This window comes from Corynebacterium sp. LK10 (assembly GCF_008042455.1).
Taxonomy (GTDB): domain Bacteria; phylum Actinomycetota; class Actinomycetes; order Mycobacteriales; family Mycobacteriaceae; genus Corynebacterium; species Corynebacterium jeikeium_D.
The window spans coordinates 181,934-198,965 of the sequence record NZ_NOVT01000002.1 but is presented as its reverse complement, the minus strand read 5'-3'; the positions used below and the strand labels follow the sequence as shown (position 1 = coordinate 198,965).

At 57.1% G+C, this 17,032-nt stretch carries 14 protein-coding genes and 1 tRNA gene; 2 read left to right on the top strand and 13 right to left on the bottom strand.

Annotated features, from left to right (window positions below; translation table 11 throughout):
• Positions 1–63: 63 nt before the first annotated feature.
• The 3 genes from CHU70_RS00925 to CHU70_RS00915 form a co-directional block, all read right to left on the bottom strand.
• Complete coding sequence (locus tag CHU70_RS00925; protein WP_147719362.1) at positions 64–918, bottom strand: serine hydrolase; 855 nt, start codon at positions 916–918, stop codon at positions 64–66.
• Between the two features lie 10 nt (positions 919–928).
• Positions 929–2,311 (bottom strand): dicarboxylate/amino acid:cation symporter, encoded by a 1,383-nt coding sequence (locus CHU70_RS00920; RefSeq protein ID WP_147739738.1) that lies wholly within the window; start codon positions 2,309–2,311, stop codon positions 929–931.
• A 330-nt stretch (positions 2,312–2,641) separates the two neighbouring features.
• Positions 2,642–4,291 carry a DHA2 family efflux MFS transporter permease subunit gene (locus tag CHU70_RS00915; RefSeq protein ID WP_080971454.1) on the bottom strand — a complete coding sequence of 550 codons (1,650 nt, stop codon included), beginning with the start codon at positions 4,289–4,291 and terminating at the stop codon, positions 2,642–2,644.
• Positions 4,292–4,548: 257 nt separating this feature from the next.
• Between CHU70_RS00915 and CHU70_RS00910 the strand changes: the two genes are divergently transcribed.
• Positions 4,549–4,622 (top strand) — tRNA-Ile (locus CHU70_RS00910).
• A 20-nt stretch (positions 4,623–4,642) separates the two neighbouring features.
• Here the strand turns inward: CHU70_RS00910 and CHU70_RS00905 are convergent.
• On the bottom strand, positions 4,643–5,209 hold the full coding sequence (locus tag CHU70_RS00905; RefSeq protein ID WP_048732776.1) for a thymidine kinase: 567 nt from the start codon (positions 5,207–5,209) through the stop codon (positions 4,643–4,645).
• A gap of 94 nt (positions 5,210–5,303) precedes the next feature.
• Here CHU70_RS00905 and CHU70_RS00900 point away from each other — a divergent pair, with 94 nt between their 5' ends.
• Positions 5,304–6,308 (top strand): PfkB family carbohydrate kinase, encoded by a 1,005-nt coding sequence (locus CHU70_RS00900; protein ID WP_069359224.1) that lies wholly within the window; start codon positions 5,304–5,306, stop codon positions 6,306–6,308.
• Between the two features lie 69 nt (positions 6,309–6,377).
• Here the strand turns inward: CHU70_RS00900 and CHU70_RS00895 are convergent, their stop codons facing one another.
• The 9 genes from CHU70_RS00895 to CHU70_RS00855 form a co-directional block, all read right to left on the bottom strand.
• On the bottom strand, positions 6,378–7,010 hold the full coding sequence (locus tag CHU70_RS00895; RefSeq protein ID WP_147719360.1) for a DUF624 domain-containing protein: 633 nt from the start codon (positions 7,008–7,010) through the stop codon (positions 6,378–6,380).
• A gap of 115 nt (positions 7,011–7,125) precedes the next feature.
• A complete protein-coding gene (locus CHU70_RS00890) occupies positions 7,126–8,022 on the bottom strand; it encodes a carbohydrate ABC transporter permease (protein ID WP_042389412.1) in 897 nt (298 codons plus the stop codon).
• A gap of 18 nt (positions 8,023–8,040) precedes the next feature.
• Positions 8,041–8,886: a carbohydrate ABC transporter permease gene (locus CHU70_RS00885; protein ID WP_016423090.1), complete on the bottom strand. Its 846-nt coding sequence runs from the start codon at positions 8,884–8,886 to the stop codon at positions 8,041–8,043.
• A 179-nt stretch (positions 8,887–9,065) separates the two neighbouring features.
• The gene (locus tag CHU70_RS00880; protein WP_088611979.1) at positions 9,066–10,349 is read right to left on the bottom strand and encodes an ABC transporter substrate-binding protein; all 1,284 of its coding nucleotides are present in this window, start codon (positions 10,347–10,349) and stop codon (positions 9,066–9,068) included.
• A gap of 525 nt (positions 10,350–10,874) precedes the next feature.
• Positions 10,875–12,086 (bottom strand): DUF4032 domain-containing protein, encoded by a 1,212-nt coding sequence (locus CHU70_RS00875; RefSeq protein WP_172620277.1) that lies wholly within the window; start codon positions 12,084–12,086, stop codon positions 10,875–10,877.
• An 81-nt stretch (positions 12,087–12,167) separates the two neighbouring features.
• A complete protein-coding gene (locus CHU70_RS00870) occupies positions 12,168–13,304 on the bottom strand; it encodes an ABC transporter ATP-binding protein (RefSeq protein ID WP_147719357.1) in 1,137 nt (378 codons plus the stop codon).
• Between the two features lie 97 nt (positions 13,305–13,401).
• On the bottom strand, positions 13,402–14,676 hold the full coding sequence (locus tag CHU70_RS00865; protein ID WP_147719356.1) for a PhoH family protein: 1,275 nt from the start codon (positions 14,674–14,676) through the stop codon (positions 13,402–13,404).
• Positions 14,677–14,845: 169 nt separating this feature from the next.
• Entirely contained in the window at positions 14,846–16,282 is a 1,437-nt protein-coding gene (locus CHU70_RS00860; RefSeq protein WP_070546208.1) for an FtsX-like permease family protein, read from the bottom strand.
• Positions 16,279–17,004, bottom strand: coding sequence for an ABC transporter ATP-binding protein (locus CHU70_RS00855; protein WP_070546206.1), 726 nt, complete (start codon positions 17,002–17,004; stop codon positions 16,279–16,281). Before CHU70_RS00855 ends, CHU70_RS00860 begins: the two co-directional genes overlap by 4 nt.
• Positions 17,005–17,032 lie beyond the last annotated feature (28 nt).

The following is a 17,032-nucleotide window of genomic DNA, read 5'->3' as shown; positions in this document are numbered from 1 at the left end:
TGTGATTTAGCGCTGAGACGAAAAATCGGCGCCGCAGCCGACGCCGACTTAGCTCATATCCCCTTAACCTTTAGCGTGTTCTTCCAGTTCACGCCATAGTTCGTCGTTGAAGTCAGTCCACAGCGGCTTGGCCCATTCGCCGAAAGCTCGGTCGGTCAAGGCGATTGCCGCCCGCCCGGTTGGACGATGAAGCCACAGGAACGTGCCCGCCTGCCCGAAGTGGCCTGCGACATCCTTGGGCATCGAGGCGCCAAACCACAGCCCCTGCTTGGAATCGGGGTGCCCGAAAATCTCAAAGCCCAGGCCCCAATCGGCCGGACGTTGCATTCCATAGCCCGGCACGACACCATTCAGGCCCGGGAACTGCACGGTCAACGCTTCGGAGACGGTACCTGGGTGCAGGAAAGTCGGGGTGAAGATCTCATCGACGAAGACCATGAGATTAGCGACACTGCTACGCGCGCCATGCCCTGCCGAGCCATCCAGCACGGAATCTGACATCCCCAGCGGCTCAAACACGGCCTGGCGCAGGTATTCACTAAACGGCATCTCTGCCTCCGCAGCGATGGCATCGGCGATGATGTCAAAGCCCGCGGAGGAGTAAATGCGCCGCTCCCCTGGTTCTTTTTCCAGCTCACGGCTGGCAAACCCCACTCCGCCGGCGTGCGCCAGAAGGTGACGCACAGTCGCGCCGTGACCGGGTGGCGTGAGCTCTTGGTCGAGCTCCAGCGCACCCTCTTCGACGGCTACAAGCATTCCCATAGCGGCTAGCAACTTGGTCACACTGGCGAGCTCAAAAACGCGACCGCTATCTCCGTGGGTGTGCCAACTGCCATCGTCGGCACGCACGGCAGCCGCGACCGTGTCAACTGGCCACTGATCAACTTGCGCAAGAACAGAGGGCTTCCAAGAAGTCATGTCCTCAAGACTACGCAAGCGTGGCGGACTCGGACTTTTCGGCGGAATCGGACTTCTCAGCAGGCGCGTCTGCAGACTCGTCGTCCGACTCGTCGGCTGGCGACAGGTCGGCGTTGGCGCTGGCGTCCCACTCGTCCTTATCCCAGATTCCCGCACGCTTTGCGACGACCAACGGGACCACGGCCTGACCGGTAACGTTCACCGCAGTGCGGCCCATATCCACAATCGGCTCGACAGCCAGCAGGAGGCCGACGCCGGCAAGTGGCAGGCCAAGGGTCGACAGGGTCAGGGTCAGCATGACGGTAGCGCCGGTGGTACCAGCAGTTGCAGCCGAACCGATAACGGAGACGAAGATGATGAGCAGGTAGTCCGTGAAGTCCAACGGCACACCGTAGAACTGCGAGACGAAGATAGCCGCGATAGCCGGGTAAATGGCGGCGCAACCATCCATCTTCGTGGTGGCGCCCAGCGGTACTGCGAAGGAGGCGTACTCATCCGGTACGGCCAGACGACGGGAGACAACGCGCTCAGTGACCGGCATGACGCCCATAGACGAACGGGTGAAGAAGCCGAGCGAGGTCACTGGCCAGACGCGACGGAAGAAGTCGATTGGGCTAATGCCATGAATCTTCAGCACGACTGGGTACACGACTGCAATGACCAGGAACAGGCCAACGTAAATAGCAATGGCGAACTTGCCCAGGCTGCCGAGCGCTTCCCAGCCATACTCAGCGACGGCGTGGCCGATGAGGGCTGCGGTACCAATCGGTGCCAGGCGGATGACCCACCACAGCACCTTCTGCACGATGGTCAAAAGAGAGCCGGAAAACTCGATGAATGGCTCAGCCTTCGGGCCAACCTTCACTGCGGCGACACCGAAGACAATCGCGATGACCAGCAGCTGCAGGACGTTGAAGTTCAGCGAGCCGGATACAGCACCGTCAGATTCGCTGATCTTCACACCAAGGCCGAGGAAGTTCTGCGGGACAATGCTCTGCAGGAATCCCCACCACGAGCCCACAGAATCCGGTTCCTGTGCAGCCGAGGCATCGACGCCGGAGTTAACGCCCGGCTTGATAAGCAAGCCCAGCACGATGGCGATGACCACCGATACAAAGGACGTAATGGCAAACCAAATCAGTGTCGAAACAGCCAGCTTGGCTGCGCCTGCGACCTGGCGCAGGTTGGCAATCGACACCACGACCGCGGTGACCACCAGCGGCGGGATGAGCAGCTTCAACAGCGTGACGTAGGTACTGCCGACCTCGTCGAGCGCTGTGCGCAGCGAGGAGTCATCGCCAGTACTGCGGGCCATGAAGCCCAAAATGAGACCAATAATCAGGCCATAGACAACTTGGGCACCGAAGCCGGTCGCCCATTTAAATTTATTCACTTTTCCTCCTGGAGTTTTATTTCTCTGAAAACACTTGTGCCGCGCCTTATGCCGTCTGACAAATGCGCGCGACGGGGTCCGGGGCCGCTGAGCTCAGCCTCGAAGAGACAGGCGCAGCGAGGCGGAAGCCCCGAAGTGTTTAGCGACAGGAGGAAGTGGAGATTCGGCCGTAATCGAGCCAACGCCGCTTTGTGAGCATTTTCATGTTGGTCATTTCTATCTAGCAAGTCCGGTTAAGAGACAAACGATAAGACTGCCACGATTGATGTTGTGACACCAATTTCCAACACGGCCCCTCACCCGAATATTCCACATCGCTAATTCGATTTCTCAGCTTGCTTGCGCATTCTCAGCCTGCCTGCGCAACTGCAGTACCTTCAGCGAGCAGAGGAAGCCAATAGTCAACGCGCCGACAGCGGAATACAGCGCAAACTGCGTGGCATGTGCAAACGCATTTGTCAGCGGCACCAACACACCGTCGGGAGCACCCTGCGCACGCAGACCAATCAGCATCGAGCCGGCGGAATCCTTCAGCCCCTGCCCCATCTGCTCCAGGCCCGGCGACAGCTTCGCGATCTCACGATCCAGCCCAATCGTCAGCGCCATACCACCGAGCGCAGCACCGAGCGCCGAACCAATCTGCCGAATCGTCGACTGCGTTGCCGATGCCTGCCCCGACAGCCGCACCGGAATATCACCAAGCACCAACGAGGTCAGCTGCGCCGATGCCAGACCAAGACCCAGACCGTAGACAATCAATGCAAACACAACCAGCCACAGCGGCAGGTCAACGCGCTCTTCGGCCGCCAACTGCAGCGAACCAAAGACCTCGAGACCAAGGCCCACAATCACCACACCGGCCGGGGTAATCCGAGCTGCCAGATGACGCGCCATGGCACCTGCGAAGAACGCACCGAGAGCCATTGCTGCCAGGACCAGGCCGGTTGCGATCGTCGATAAGCCAATCGCCGACACCAGGTAGAGCGGCAGCACGAAGACCAGCGCGAACTCACCCACCGCGACAAGCATCGCCGTGGTATTCCCCCAGCTGAACGTGGCGTAGGAGAACATCGACACGTCCAACAGCGCAGGATCCGCGTTCTTCCGACGACTGTTTTCCCACAGCACGAAAGCGACAAGCACCACCGCACCAACTAAGAGCGTGACGACGGGTGCGGAGGGAAAAGCAAACCCTATCTTGGCGCCTTGAATGATGCCGAAGACCACGGCACCAAAGCCAATTCCAGACAACACCAGGCCAAGGACATCGAAGCGACCCGCGCCATTGGTATCGCCTGCGGTGTTCGGCACCCAGCGCAGCGCAAGGACGAAAAGCACGACGGCGATGGGCACGTTGACCCAGAAGATAGCTTCCCAACCAGCAAACTGCGTAAGCACGCCACCCAGGAGTGGGCCGACTGCTGCAGCACCAGACATGACCGCACCCCAGATGCCGAATGCGGTGGCACGATCTTTATCACGGAATAGTGCGTTCACGCTGGACAGTGTTGATGGCAGAATGCACGCGCCACCAATGCCTTGGATGACGCGGGCAATGACCAGTGGCGCCAAGGCTGTGGAAAGTGCGGCCACGACGGAGCCGACCGTGAAGATGACCAGACCGACGAGAAAAAGCGTTCGACGGCCGAAGCGGTCGCCAGCGCGGCCAGAGGTCAGGAGTAGTGCGGCGAAAACGACCGAGTAGATCGTGGTAATCCACTGCGCGCCCACGATGTCAAGGCCCAGCTCCGAAATGATGGTCGGCAATGAAACACCAACGATGGTGCCGTCCAGGACAATCATGCCGAGGCCAACCGCGAGCACGAGCAACCCCCACCACCGCTGTGGCGAGGCCCCGAACTCAGCAATCTGATCCTCGTTGGCGATTGCCATGACGGGGGTGCCCTTCGCTTTCGCTGTGGCACCGGTTTGTGCGTCGACTGAGACGTCGGCGCTGCTCAAGGAAGGTTTTGTACTCATAGGACTAATGCTAGAAGTGTCCAAGCACTGATTCATCAACCGAAAGTCGTAACTTTGCGGAAAGATCAGCTTCGTTGAGAACGGGGATTACCTTCGTCGACACGGAAACACTTAGCTTCATTGAACCCACGCAATGGCAGCCGAACCCGCTGGGTATAGGGCTTTTATCACCGCACGGTGGCAGATTGCTATGATGCTATGAGGTTTTGGGCACTGGTTCATAGTGCTTAATTGTCACTTCACAATGCCCAATCCTTGCCCCTATAGCTCAGTCGGTTAGAGCAGAGGACTCATAATCCTTTTGTCCCAGGTTCGAGCCCTGGTGGGGGCACTAAAAACTCCGGGCTCACCTCACGCCCATTTACCCGACATCCGGTTGTAACAGCTGGCGCACAGGGAGATGTACTTCGGCGCTTCGAGTGCCTCAATTTCCACGGTTTCGCCGTCGAGGATAATGCTGCCGTCCGGATTCAACCGTGCAGTAAAGATGGCCTTCTGCCCACAGGTGCAAATTGTCTTAATTTCCTCAATGGTGTGGGCAACTTCGAGCAAGCGCTGGGAGCCTGGGAAGGCATGCGTGCGAAAGTCGGTACGCAGACCGTAGCAGAGCACCGGAGTACCGCGAAGGGTAATTCCCAGCAACTGATCGACCTGGTCAGGGGTAAGAAACTGTGCCTCATCGATGATTAGACAATCGTAGCCGTCGGCAAGCGAGGAGAGGTCATCGCCATCGTGGATGAGGTGCGCGCGTTCCGCGATTCCGATGCGGGAGTGCACGTCGCCGTCAGCCAAAGTATCCACGGCCGGCTTGGCGATCAACGGCCGCATATCGCGCTCGCGGTAGTTGTGGGCGACGCGGAGGACCTCGATGGATTTTCCGCTGTTCATGGTTCCGTAGCGGAAGTACAGTTTTGCCATAGCCATCGATTGTAGGGCATCGATTCGCGGGCTCTGACGGCTGTAAACTCGGGCCGCCAACACGGATTTGAATTCCCGACTATCCTTTATTTTTATGCAGCCGATTCCTGACCTGAATGAGAATCCAACAGTTGTTGTATGTGGATCTATCCACCTAGATACCTTGGTACAGGTCGATAGTGTCCCCGCAGAAGGTGGCACGCTCATCGTTGATGACGGCACGAATATGCTGGGCGGCAAGGGCGCTAACCAGGCCGTTGCTATCGCTTATGACGGCGTCCGTGCGATCATGGCCGGTACGGTTGGTGAGGACCGCGCAGCGGATTTCGTGGTCGAGGAACTCAACGCACACGGCGTAGATGTCCACTCCATTCAGACGTCCTGGGATTTGCCGACCGGCAGCGCTTTCGTCGCAACGAACCGCAAGGGTCGCCCGGTGATTTTTGTCCAGCGCGGTGCCGATGCGCTAACCGACCCCACCGATTTCGTCGACGAGTTCGCATCAGCGGATGTCGTGCTCGCGCAGGGCGAGCTACTTCCGGAAGCAACTGAGGCCATCGCGTCCGTCGCATCCATGTACAGCGCGCGACTGGTGCTGAACCTCAATCCGGTCGTAACCGTTACACCTGCCCTGATTGACCATGCAGATCCGCTGATCGTCAACATGAAGGGCGCCTGGGAAACAATCCGTCGCCTGGACATCGCCGAAGGAATCCGCGCTACCGACTACCGCGCACAGCTCGAGGCGCTTCTGCAGTACTGCCCCAGTGTCGTCATGCTCCGGGGCGACCACGGCTGTCTCTTCGCACAGCACTCCGACGGTCTCGACGACGAGCCGACAATCTACGAGCACCCCGCGCTCAAGCTGCCAGAGGAGAAGATTGTCGACGGCACTGGCTCCGGTGATGCGTTCGTCGGCACGCTCACCGCGGAACTGGCTAAGGGCACCTCGCTTTACGACGCCGTCCCCCTGGCCACCGCAGCAGGCGCAGCAGCTGTACAGGCGGTCGGCGCATGCTCCGCTTTTGCACGTCGCGAAAAACTGCTGGAGATGGTCGAGGCGGAGGATTTTCCCCCTGTGAAAGAGTACGCGGGCTAAGGGTCGTCAGCGGCCTGGTGTGCGAGCTGGCACCGATTAAGTCAGTGCCAGTGGGGCCAGCGGGAGAACCTACCCAGCATTGTCTGGCAGAACGGGCTCAAGCGCCAGCATCACCAAGTACCAACTCAACGCGTACCCGATGAGGAAGACATAGGTAGCAATCGCGTAGATTTTCGCCGGGAAAAAGAATATGGCCGCGGGCACGATGAGAAGCGCCAATACTGCGAGCGCAGTCCGCGGCAGGTTTTTGACGGTCATGCTGGTGGCCGTTGCCAGGGTTCGGCGGAGCGACGAGTGACCGTCGGAAAGCGAGCACAGCGAGTAGACCCACGCGGTAATTCCCAGCAGTATTAGCGCCCCGGAGGTAACTCCTGCGGCGAAGATTAGGCCGACAGTGCCGAGGTCCGCGCGGGAAATAACGTAAAACTCATAGCCAATGGCTCCGGCGAGAACCACGGTGAATAGCCACCACACGGTTGGTGTGCGCCAATTGTCCAGCAGTGCGCGCAAGAAGCGCTGTACGGGCCTTGAGCCTTCGTCACGGACCATATCGCGAGCGACCACTACCCCAGCGCGAGTTGCGGCGCCTGCAGTGACTATCGGGATGGATGCGACGATCATCAGCAGGTTGATGATTACAAGGTCTGCTAACAGCGACCAGGCTGCGTAGAACTTTGTATCGGTGCTGAAAAATCTATCCACGGGTTCATATCCTAATAAAGGCTGATTAACAGACGAAAGCCTCAACCTACGCGGTTGAGGCTTTCGCTTTCGTAAAACGCGGTGCTTGGCGTCCTATGCGCTAACGCTTAGGCAGCTATCCCTTAACGGCACCCGCAGCAACACCCTCGATAATGTGCTTCTGGGTGGCGACGTAGAAGATCACAATCGGAATGATTGCGAGCACCAGCATTGCCATCATCGCGCCAAGGTCACGGTTACCGTTGGAACCAACGAAGCTCTGCACGACGACCGGGATGGTCTTGTACTTAGTGGACAAGCCGATGACCAGGTACGGCAGCAGGTAGTCGTTCCATACCCACATTGCGTTCAGAATGGCGACTGTCACTGCAGTCGGCTTGAGCATGGGCAAAACGATGCGGAAGTAGTTCTGCATCGGAGATGCGCCATCAATCATCGCGGCTTCCTCGATGTCAATCGGGATGGACTTGATGAAGCCGGCAAACATGAAGACCGACAAGCCGGAGCCAAAGCCCAAGTAGAGAACCACAATGCCGATTGGGTTGTTCAAATGCAGCATGTCGGCGATCTTGACGGTCGGGAACATCACCATCTGGAACGGGATGACCATCGAGAACACAAACAGGTAATACAGCAGCGAGGTCCACCACGTCTTCACTCGCGTAATGTAGTAAGCCGTCATCGCAGAGAAGAACACAATCGCAATAACCGAGAGGATCGTGATGACAAAGGACCACACGATCGCCCAGCCGAAGCCCTCCTTCATCAGGCCGACGGCGTAGTTTTCGAACCCGACCCACATGTCACCTAGTGGCAGCTGGAAGGGGTTATCTGAAATTGCGAACTTGGACTTGAACGAGTTGAAGATAATGAACGCGATTGGCCCCAAGAACACGACGGTCAAAAACACCAGAATCGCGTAGATGATGACCTTAGATACGCCTCCCACCTTGGCCTCGTCCTGCTTAGCGGGCTTGGCCTTGGGGAGCTTGGTGGCCGTTTCAGTGGTCATTGCAGCGTCGACAGACATTTATGCCTCCACTTCCTTGCTGCGAGTAGCACGCAGCTGCAGCATCGCGATCGCTACGACCACGACGACGAAAATTACTGCCTTGGCTTGACCAACGCCCTCCACACCAATTCGGTTAAACATGGTGTTGACGATGTTCAGAGCAACCATTTCTGTCTCTGAACCCGGCGCACCATTGGTCAGGGCCAAGTTTTGGTCGAAGAGTTTGAAAGTGTTCGACAGGGTCAAGAAGAGGCAAATGGTAATCGATGGCATGACCATCGGGATAGTAACGTGCCGCAGGATCTCCCAGCGTCCAGCGCCATCAATCTCCGCAGCTTCGATGAGCTCCGGCGGGACATTCTGCAAACCGGCAATATAGATAATCATCATGTAACCGACCAGCTGCCAGTTGATGAGGATGATCAGACCGGCGTAACCGAACTTCCAGTCGGACACGATTGTCGTACCGTACGATGCCAGCACTGCGTTAATCATCGACTGCCAGGTGTAACCGAGCACGATGCCACCGATGAGGTTCGGCATGAAGAAGACTGTGCGGAAGAAGTTCGTGCCCTTCAGCTTGCGCGTCAGAATCCATGCGATCCAGAACGCGAACAAGTTCACAGTAATGATGGAAACAACAACCACCATGAGAGTGAATCCGAAGGAAGCGACGAAGCCCTCGCGCTCACTAAAGGCCTTCTGGTAGTTCTCGATACCAACCCACTGCGCATTAGTGATGGTTGTGAAGTCAGTAAATGATAGGAAGAAACCGATAACGAACGGCACCAAGAACGCGATTGCAAAGGCAATCAGCGTGGGTAGCACGAAAATTGGGAAATACTTTTTCAATGTTGCTTGCATCTACAACACCGCTCCTAAAGCTAAAGGCGGAGCCTGGTGCCTCGAGACCGGTTTAACAGGTCACCGAGCCCCGAGCTCCGCCTTGCCATTGGATGAACTCATTCCGTCGGTTGTTCATGCGCGAGAAGCTTTCGCTTCACACTCACCGATGGAATGGATCACCATTGATTTGCTGGTATTTAATTGTTCGGAGATTCCGCATTCCAGCTGTCGGCGAAAGTCTCGACAACCTTGTCCCACGGCATCTTTCCGGAAGCGTACTGCGCCAGCGCTGCGCCAAAATCATCCTTGAACTGCTGCGACGGGAAGTACTGGAAGTCCCACGGGATGGTGGTCAGGTCCTCGTTCTCAATTGCTGCGGCCACTTCCTTGGCTAGCGGGTCATTCGGAGTGTCGGCTTCAGTGAAGTTCTGGAACGGAGCGATGAATCCGAGATCCTCGACGACGTACTTCTTGCCCTCATCGGTGTTGAACAGCCAATTGACGAAGTCCTTCGTTGCCTTTTGGGAAGCCTCCGAAGCCTTGGAGTTGACCGTCAGGTAGTTCTCAGTACCAACCGAGATGCCGGTCTTATCCTCGTCCTTCAGGCCCATGTACATAGGCATGAACTTAATCTTGTCCTGCTTGACCACGTTGCCGGAGACATCGTTGATCTGGGACCATGCCCAGTTGCCATTCTGAACCATAGCGGCCTTGCCCTGGGCGAATTCCGCCATCGAGTCGGACACAGCCTTCGACGGGGCCAGAGTCTTTTCGACAGTGGAGTTATTCAGGTACAGATCAAAGAGGTTCTTGAACTCCTTGTTGTACTTGAACTTCACATCAGCGGTTTCCTTGGTGCCAAGGTCCTCGAATTCATAATGAACCGGTCCGTTGGCCAAGTGTGTCTGCCAGCGCCAATCCTCACCGGATGCGAGCGAGGTGGAAGCGAAGGTGCCGGAAATCCCCAGCTTGTCCTTCTTGGCCTGCATGTCCTCAGCAACTTCCTTCAGCTTTCCGAAGGCCTTAATCTCGTCGATGCTCTTGGCCTTGGCATCGGGCAGCGCGAAGTACTTGTCCATGATCTCTTCGTTATAGATCAGGCCAAACCCCTCGACTGCAAACGGGACGCCGTATACCTTGCCGTCCTCGCCCTTCAGCGGCTCGATGCCCTCGTTGAGGTTTTGTGCGATCTCAGTGTCAGACATGTCTGCCATGTATTCCTGCCAAGTACGCAGGCCCGCCGGACCATTGACTTGGAACAGTGTTGGCGCGTCCTTTTTACCAATCTCGGCCTTCAGAGTTTGCTCATAGGAATTCGAAGCTGCAGTAACGACCTTGACCTGGACACCAGTCTTGTCAGTGTATGCCTTCGCAATCTTCTGATATGCGGCATCCTGCTCCGGCTTGAAGTTAAGGAAGTAGACACCACCATCTGCAACCGCATCATCACTCGAGCACGCAACCAAACCAGCGGTTGCCATCAGGCCTGCTGCACACAGAGCTGAAAGGCGCTTGAAGTTCTTCACTATGTTTTCTCCCTTGAGAAGAAAGGCCACTTCAATGGCATCCTCCGAGCAATTCGGACGAATATTTGCCAGCAGCCGTGGCCTAATTGGATTATCCCGCCCTGCGGCTAGAAGTAGCCTTTCATGCGAACTTCGACGCCACCCACGCGGGTATTCGATCTCACCAAAATCTTACTTGACCAAAACCAATTTAGGTTGGCCTTCAGCCAGCTGTGAACAAATGCAAAGGAGAAAAATAGCAAAAGCTCTCGAAAGCACACCTAGAATTTGAGCTGTTTTCGAGCTGTTTTCGCTGAACAGAGCCGCCTACCGGCACCAAAGTAAGCACCTGGCCGCGACAATCACACGCAGACCCGACAACCACCCGACCACCAAAAGCACCCCTGTTTGGCCTGAATGTATATTTTTATAATATTCTGGCGGGTCGTTTACTTGTCACTTTTGAAATAATCGTACGCTCGACAGTCTGCTTCTAGAGAGCTACTCGACCTCATCGCTCGCGGGAAGATATACGGACTCGTCGCGATGCCCGGGCAACACTCGATCCACGTAGCTCTGCACCGCTTCTTGAAGCGGCACATCCGCACGGCGTTTTTCTGCCATGTACCAGCGATGCTCCAAGACCTCGTGGAAAACCTGCGCATCCTGCAGCCTTCCACGCAGCCCCTCGGGCACAGCCAGAATTGTGGCCTCGAAAACTTCACGCAGCCATCGGTGCGCAACCTGCTCTAGCGGAACCCCTTCAAGACCTTCCGCCAACCGAAAGGTCTGCATACTATTGAGCATCCGCCTCGCTTGCCGTTCTTGAACATCCAACCCCGTCAGTCGCATTAACTGCCGATGGTGATGCCCTGCGTCAACCACTCGTGGTCGGAACACAACACGGCCACCATCACTGGTGACTTTCAGCTCGCCAACATCGAAACCGAGGTCGTTGAGCCTGCGAATCCGCTCATCGACAAGCCAAGGCTCCTCAACACCAATAGATTCTTCCCCCGTCAGCTCTTGCCACAAGTCCTCATAACGCTCAATAATGCGCCTACCCACCGCAATTACGTCCAACTCAGGATCGAGGAATCCGCCGGCCTGCAGATCCATGAGCTCTCCGATGATGTTGGTATGGGCAACGTCAACGTCGTAAAGCCTGCGGGAATCTGAGAGTGTGCCTTGCAAATCTCCCGTTTCCGCGTCGACAAGGTAGGCGGAGAAAGCGTCTGCGTCACGACGAAACAATGTGTTCGACAGTGACACGTCGCCCCAGTAAAAACCAAGGAGATGTAACCGAACTAGCAGGACTACCAGCGAGTCAATCAGGCGGACCACAGTTTCGCGGGTGACCTGTTGAGAAAAAACTGCACGATACGGCAGCGAATACTCGAGATGTTCTGTGACGAGTGCCGCAGTTAACGGTTCGCCATCTGGATCCTTGCGGCCAGTAATGACCGCGAGCGGGCGAACCGATGGAGCACCGAGCCTGACCAGGTCACGCAGCATTCGATACTCATGATGAGCAGTGAACTCACCAATTTCTTTCACTGCAATGACGCGGTCATCCAAGTTGACGAATCGAACAATGTGCCGCGAAATTCCCTGAGGTAGGGCGGCCAACAAATCGTCTGGCCACTGTTCCAGAGGTATATGCCAAGGAAGGCGCAAAAGCTTTGAAGCCACCGTTGTCGCGGCTATTTTCATAGTTTCCGACACGGTGGCTCCTAAAACTGTCTTACTGTCCCACTGCCCTACCAGCTACTCATTTCATCTAAACGAAAGAGTTTAGGCCGGAAGGCGCATACCAGTCGACTTCGAGAACAGGTGCAGCATGCCCGGACGAATCTTGCCGTAAACTACCGAGCCCAACTGCGGCGCGGTGCGCGGGGCGGTACGAATAACCACCTGACCGTGTTCCTCTTCGTCCGGGTTAGAGGAAGATCCGGAGCTCAATGCTCCGCCACCGACGAGATCGCCATACATGAATGCATCGGAGCCCAATTCCTCGACCAAGTTAACCTGCACCGGAATGACGTCATCGCCCGGCCCCTCGACCAGGTCGAATGCCTCCGGACGGAAGCCCACGATAATCTGGTTCTGATCCTCCGGCACGATTGCAGCAAGTGTGGCTTCCGGCAGCTTAATCTTGGCCTCACCCAACGTGGCGTAACCATTAGAGACGTTGAACGTGCCCAGGTTCATCGCAGGCGAGCCAATGAAGCCCGCGACGAATTCGTTTGCCGGGGTTTCGTAGAGTTCCCGCGGGGTACCGACCTGCTGCAGAACACCGAAGTTAATGACCGCGATGCGGTCGCCCATGGTCAGCGCCTCAGTCTGGTCGTGGGTGACATACATGGTGGTCACACCCATCCGACGCTGCATGGCCGCAATCTGAGTACGGGTTAGAACACGCAGCTTCGCGTCCAGGTTCGACAACGGCTCGTCCATCAGGAACACCTGCGGCTTGCGCACAATCGCACGCCCCATTGCCACACGCTGACGCTGACCACCGGATAGAGCCTTAGGCTTACGATCCAGGAACTGAGTTAGATCCAGGGTCTTCGCAGCTTCTTCGACACGACGGTCAATCTCGTCCTTGTCCACACCAGCAATCTTGAGCGCGAAGCCCATGTTCTCGCGCACCGTCATATGCGGGTACAGGGCGTAGTTCTGGAAGACCATCGCAATATCGCGATCCTTGGGCGAGACATTGGTCACATCACGATCTCCAATGAAAATCTTGCCCTCATTGACCTCTTCCAGACCGGCAAGCATGCGCAGTGTTGTGGACTTACCACAACCGGAGGGGCCCACCAGAACCAGGAACTCGCCATCGGCAATTTCCAAGTTGAACTTGTCCACAGAAGGCTTCGTCGCACCAGGGTAAATGCGAGTGGCATCAGCAAAAGTCACAGTAGCCATGTGAATACAAACCTTTCATCGGCAGGTACGTGCCGAACGATCCGAGTGAAAGTAACCGCAGGAACAGCTCCTACGTATCTGCCTCACAAGCTTACTCTTAATCGAGTAGTCCCGTAACGAGCTCCGCAATCTTCGAGCGCTCCGAGCGCTTCAGCGTGATGTGTGCAAAAAGCTCGTTGCCCTTGAGTTTTTCAATCACCGCCTGCACGCCGTCATGGCGGCCGACGCGCAGGTTGTCACGCTGCGCCACATCGTGCGTAAGGATGACTCGGGAATTGCTACCAAGACGCGACAGCACCGTCAGCAGTACGTTGCGCTCCAGCGACTGTGCCTCATCGACAATCACGAAGCTGTCATGCAGGCTACGACCGCGAATGTGTGTCAGTGGCAGTACCTCCAGCATGTCGCGCGAGGCAATCTCATCCATCACGTTGTCTGAAACCAATCCCTCCAGGGTGTCGTAAACAGCCTGCGCCCACGGGTTCATCTTTTCGTCCTCACTACCTGGCAGGTAGCCAAGGTTCTGACCACCTACCGCGTAGAGCGGACGGAACACCACAATCCGGCGATGCAGTCCGCGCTCCAGCACCGACTCCAGTCCCGCGCACAGCGCAAGCGCCGACTTACCCGTACCGGCTCGGCCGCCGAGGGACACAATCCCCACCGAGTCATCCAACAGCAGGTCAAGCGCCACACGCTGCTCCGCCGACCGCCCCTTCAGGCCAAACGCCTCCGTATCGCCCCGCACAAGCTTGACGACGCCCGGGGCGCTCACCCGTGCCAGCGCAGACTGGCTACCAGCGCTGAGCTGCACGCCGCAGTGCAGCGGCTGATCCTGGATCTGCTCGAGCTCAAGGAACCCATTGGCGAAGAGACGATCAATTTCCTCCGGGTCGACGTCTACTTCCACCATTCCCGAGTACCCAGTCAGAACGACGTCCTGGGCGCGGTAATCGTCGGCAAGCAAGCCGACCGCACCAGCCTTGACGCGAAGCGGAATGTCCTTGGTGACCAGCACGACATCATGTCCATCGTGCTGAAGATTAAGGGCGCAAGCGAGAATGCGGTGATCGTTTTCGGCGGTGCGGAAGCCTGCGGGAAGGATGGAGGGATCGGAGTGGTTGAGCTCAATATGCATAAACCCGCCAAGATCATTGGCGGGCACAGGCCGGTCCAGGTGGCCGTAGCGGTAACGCAGCTCTTCGAGGAAACGGAGCGCTTCTCGGGCGAACCACCCCAGCTCTGGGTGGTGGCGCTTGGCCTCCAACTCACTCACCACGACCAGCGGAAGCACAACTTGGTGCTCATCGAACTTCTTGGTGGCGTGGGGATCGGACAGCAGGACCGAGGTATCAAGCACGTAGGTACGCATGCCCTCAGGCTAAAAGTCAGAGGTAGAAATTACGTGGTTGTGAGATGAATGCTTGGTTATCAGATGAACCACAGTTGGTTACAGGCTCTAATCCTCAAGTTGAACCCTAAGGAACTGGCCGAGCACCGAGCACCACTGCCCGGCCACTCCACTGCCCTTTTAATGGCGACTAGTCGTTATGGCGAATCTGTCGACCCAGCAACTTGTGGCGAAGCGGATCAACCGCCAAGGTCACAGCGCCAACTGATACAACTCCCACGAGGTACGCCAGCGCAACAACAAGTGAGCGTTGACCAAACGTGATTTCGTTCGCAATCGGGCCGAACATGGTGGCTCCCAACAGCGCACCCATAACAAAGCCGAAGATGCTGGTCGCAAGCATGGGAAAGAATGTCTGCTTGAAAGTGACCGTGCGGTGGAAGCTGATTGGCGTCCCGATGAAGTCCAGCGCCTTTGTCAGCGATGCCTCTTCATAGACGGCTGAGGCCTGAGTCAAAAGCGTTGACACCAGCAACAGAATGAAACCGATTACGAAAGTGATAGTCACACCGGTTGCAATATCGTGCGCGAATGTGACATCTGCAACCTCTTCAATCTTGTCTTCGCCAGGCACCATCATTGTGTAGCCAAGCAGCAGAGACAGGAAGGCCATGGAACTTACTCGACGCCACGATTCCTTAGCGTTAGTCGCGACTCGTCGCGTCGCCACAAAATCACTTGAAGTACCGAAGAAGCTGGAGATGCGGGCAACAAGCTGGATAAAGAAAGGCGCCACCAGGCCAATTGCCCAGACCATCAGGTACATCATCGCTGCGACACCAAGCGTGGCAGTGACGGTTCCACCCGCGATATTGGAGTTGGCAATCACGTATAGGACGATCGCACCGATAACAACGGCCACAATCATGCGCCAAGCCTTCATCGACTTGGGCACTTCCTTGCGGCTAACGCCGAGTGGTGAAATCATCACCCTTCGCAAACCAACCACAGCCGCATAGAGCGCGAGGAGCACCACGGCAACCCAGACCAGCGGGTAGCCCCACCAGGGCAGCAACATGTCCCAGGTATCCAGGTAGTCATTGTCGAACTTGATTATCGCCCAGAATGGCGCAGTGGCCACCGACAACAACGTGCCCACGACAAGCCCTACAGCTGCCAATACGAGGGTTTCGATAATCACCATGCGCGTAACTGCCCCGTTAGACAGACCAATCAAGCGCAGAGTTGCCAATCGCTGCTCACGTCCTGCAGCGCCAAGCACCGCCGACTGTGCCACGAGCGAAACCATTGCCGGAATCACAAAAACACAGGCCACGAGTGCCAGCTGCAGGTACATCTCGCCCTGACCTTGATTCATGTAATCCTCGGGTGTTGGGTTCGGCGGCAGCTTTGGCTCAGCCTGCCAACGGCGGTAAAACATCGCCGTGCCACCGACGACGACCAACGCCAACCAGGTACTCACGGTCATGGCCACCACGGACAATGCGGACAGCCAGCCGTTTCCCGAATGGGATTCACGCCCGGCGCGCTGCAGCCGCGTGCTCAAGTCCGCTAGTGCGCCGGTAGGAATTCTCTGGGGTTTTGTTGCTTCAGTTACGGTGCTCACTTTGTAACCTCCGCTCCTGCCAGCATGCGGTCGTCGTGAATCAGGCCATCGCGGATCTCCACACGTCGACGACACCAGTCGGCCACCTTCACATCGTGCGTGACCATCACCAATGTCGTGCCAGTCTGCTCCACCAACGCGGTGAGCTGCTGCATGACCTCATGGCCTGTGGACTGGTCCAGCGCGCCAGTCGGCTCATCGGCGAAGATGACACCTGGCTCGCCGGCCATCGCGCGGGCAATTGCCACACGTTGTGCTTGACCGCCGGACATCTGTCCTGGGCGACGGCGCGTGAGGTCCTTGAGCCCCAGGCGGTTGAGGACATCGTCGGCAAGCGCGAGTGACTTCGAGCGCTTCTTGCCCTGCAGAATCATTGGCAGAGCAACGTTTTCCCTGGCAGTCAGCTCGGGAAGGAGCTGGCCATCTTGGAAAACGAAGCCGAAGTCGTGCAGGCGGAGGGCGGAGCGGTCGGCGTCGGAAAGCGAACTGATCTTTGTGTCACCGAAGATGACGTCGCCGTCGTCCGGTAGCAAAACGCCGGACATGCAGTGCAGCAGCGTGGACTTACCAGAACCTGACGGTCCCATGACTGCAACCGTTTCGCCGGGCTCAATGGTCAGCGAAATGCCGGTGAGAACGGGAGCGGAATTGTAGGACTTGGTGATGTCGCGGATACAAAGTCGTGCGTTTCTGGGGCTGTTGTTCTCTGTCATGGCACTCATTTCACTCGCACGGAGGCGATTTCAACAC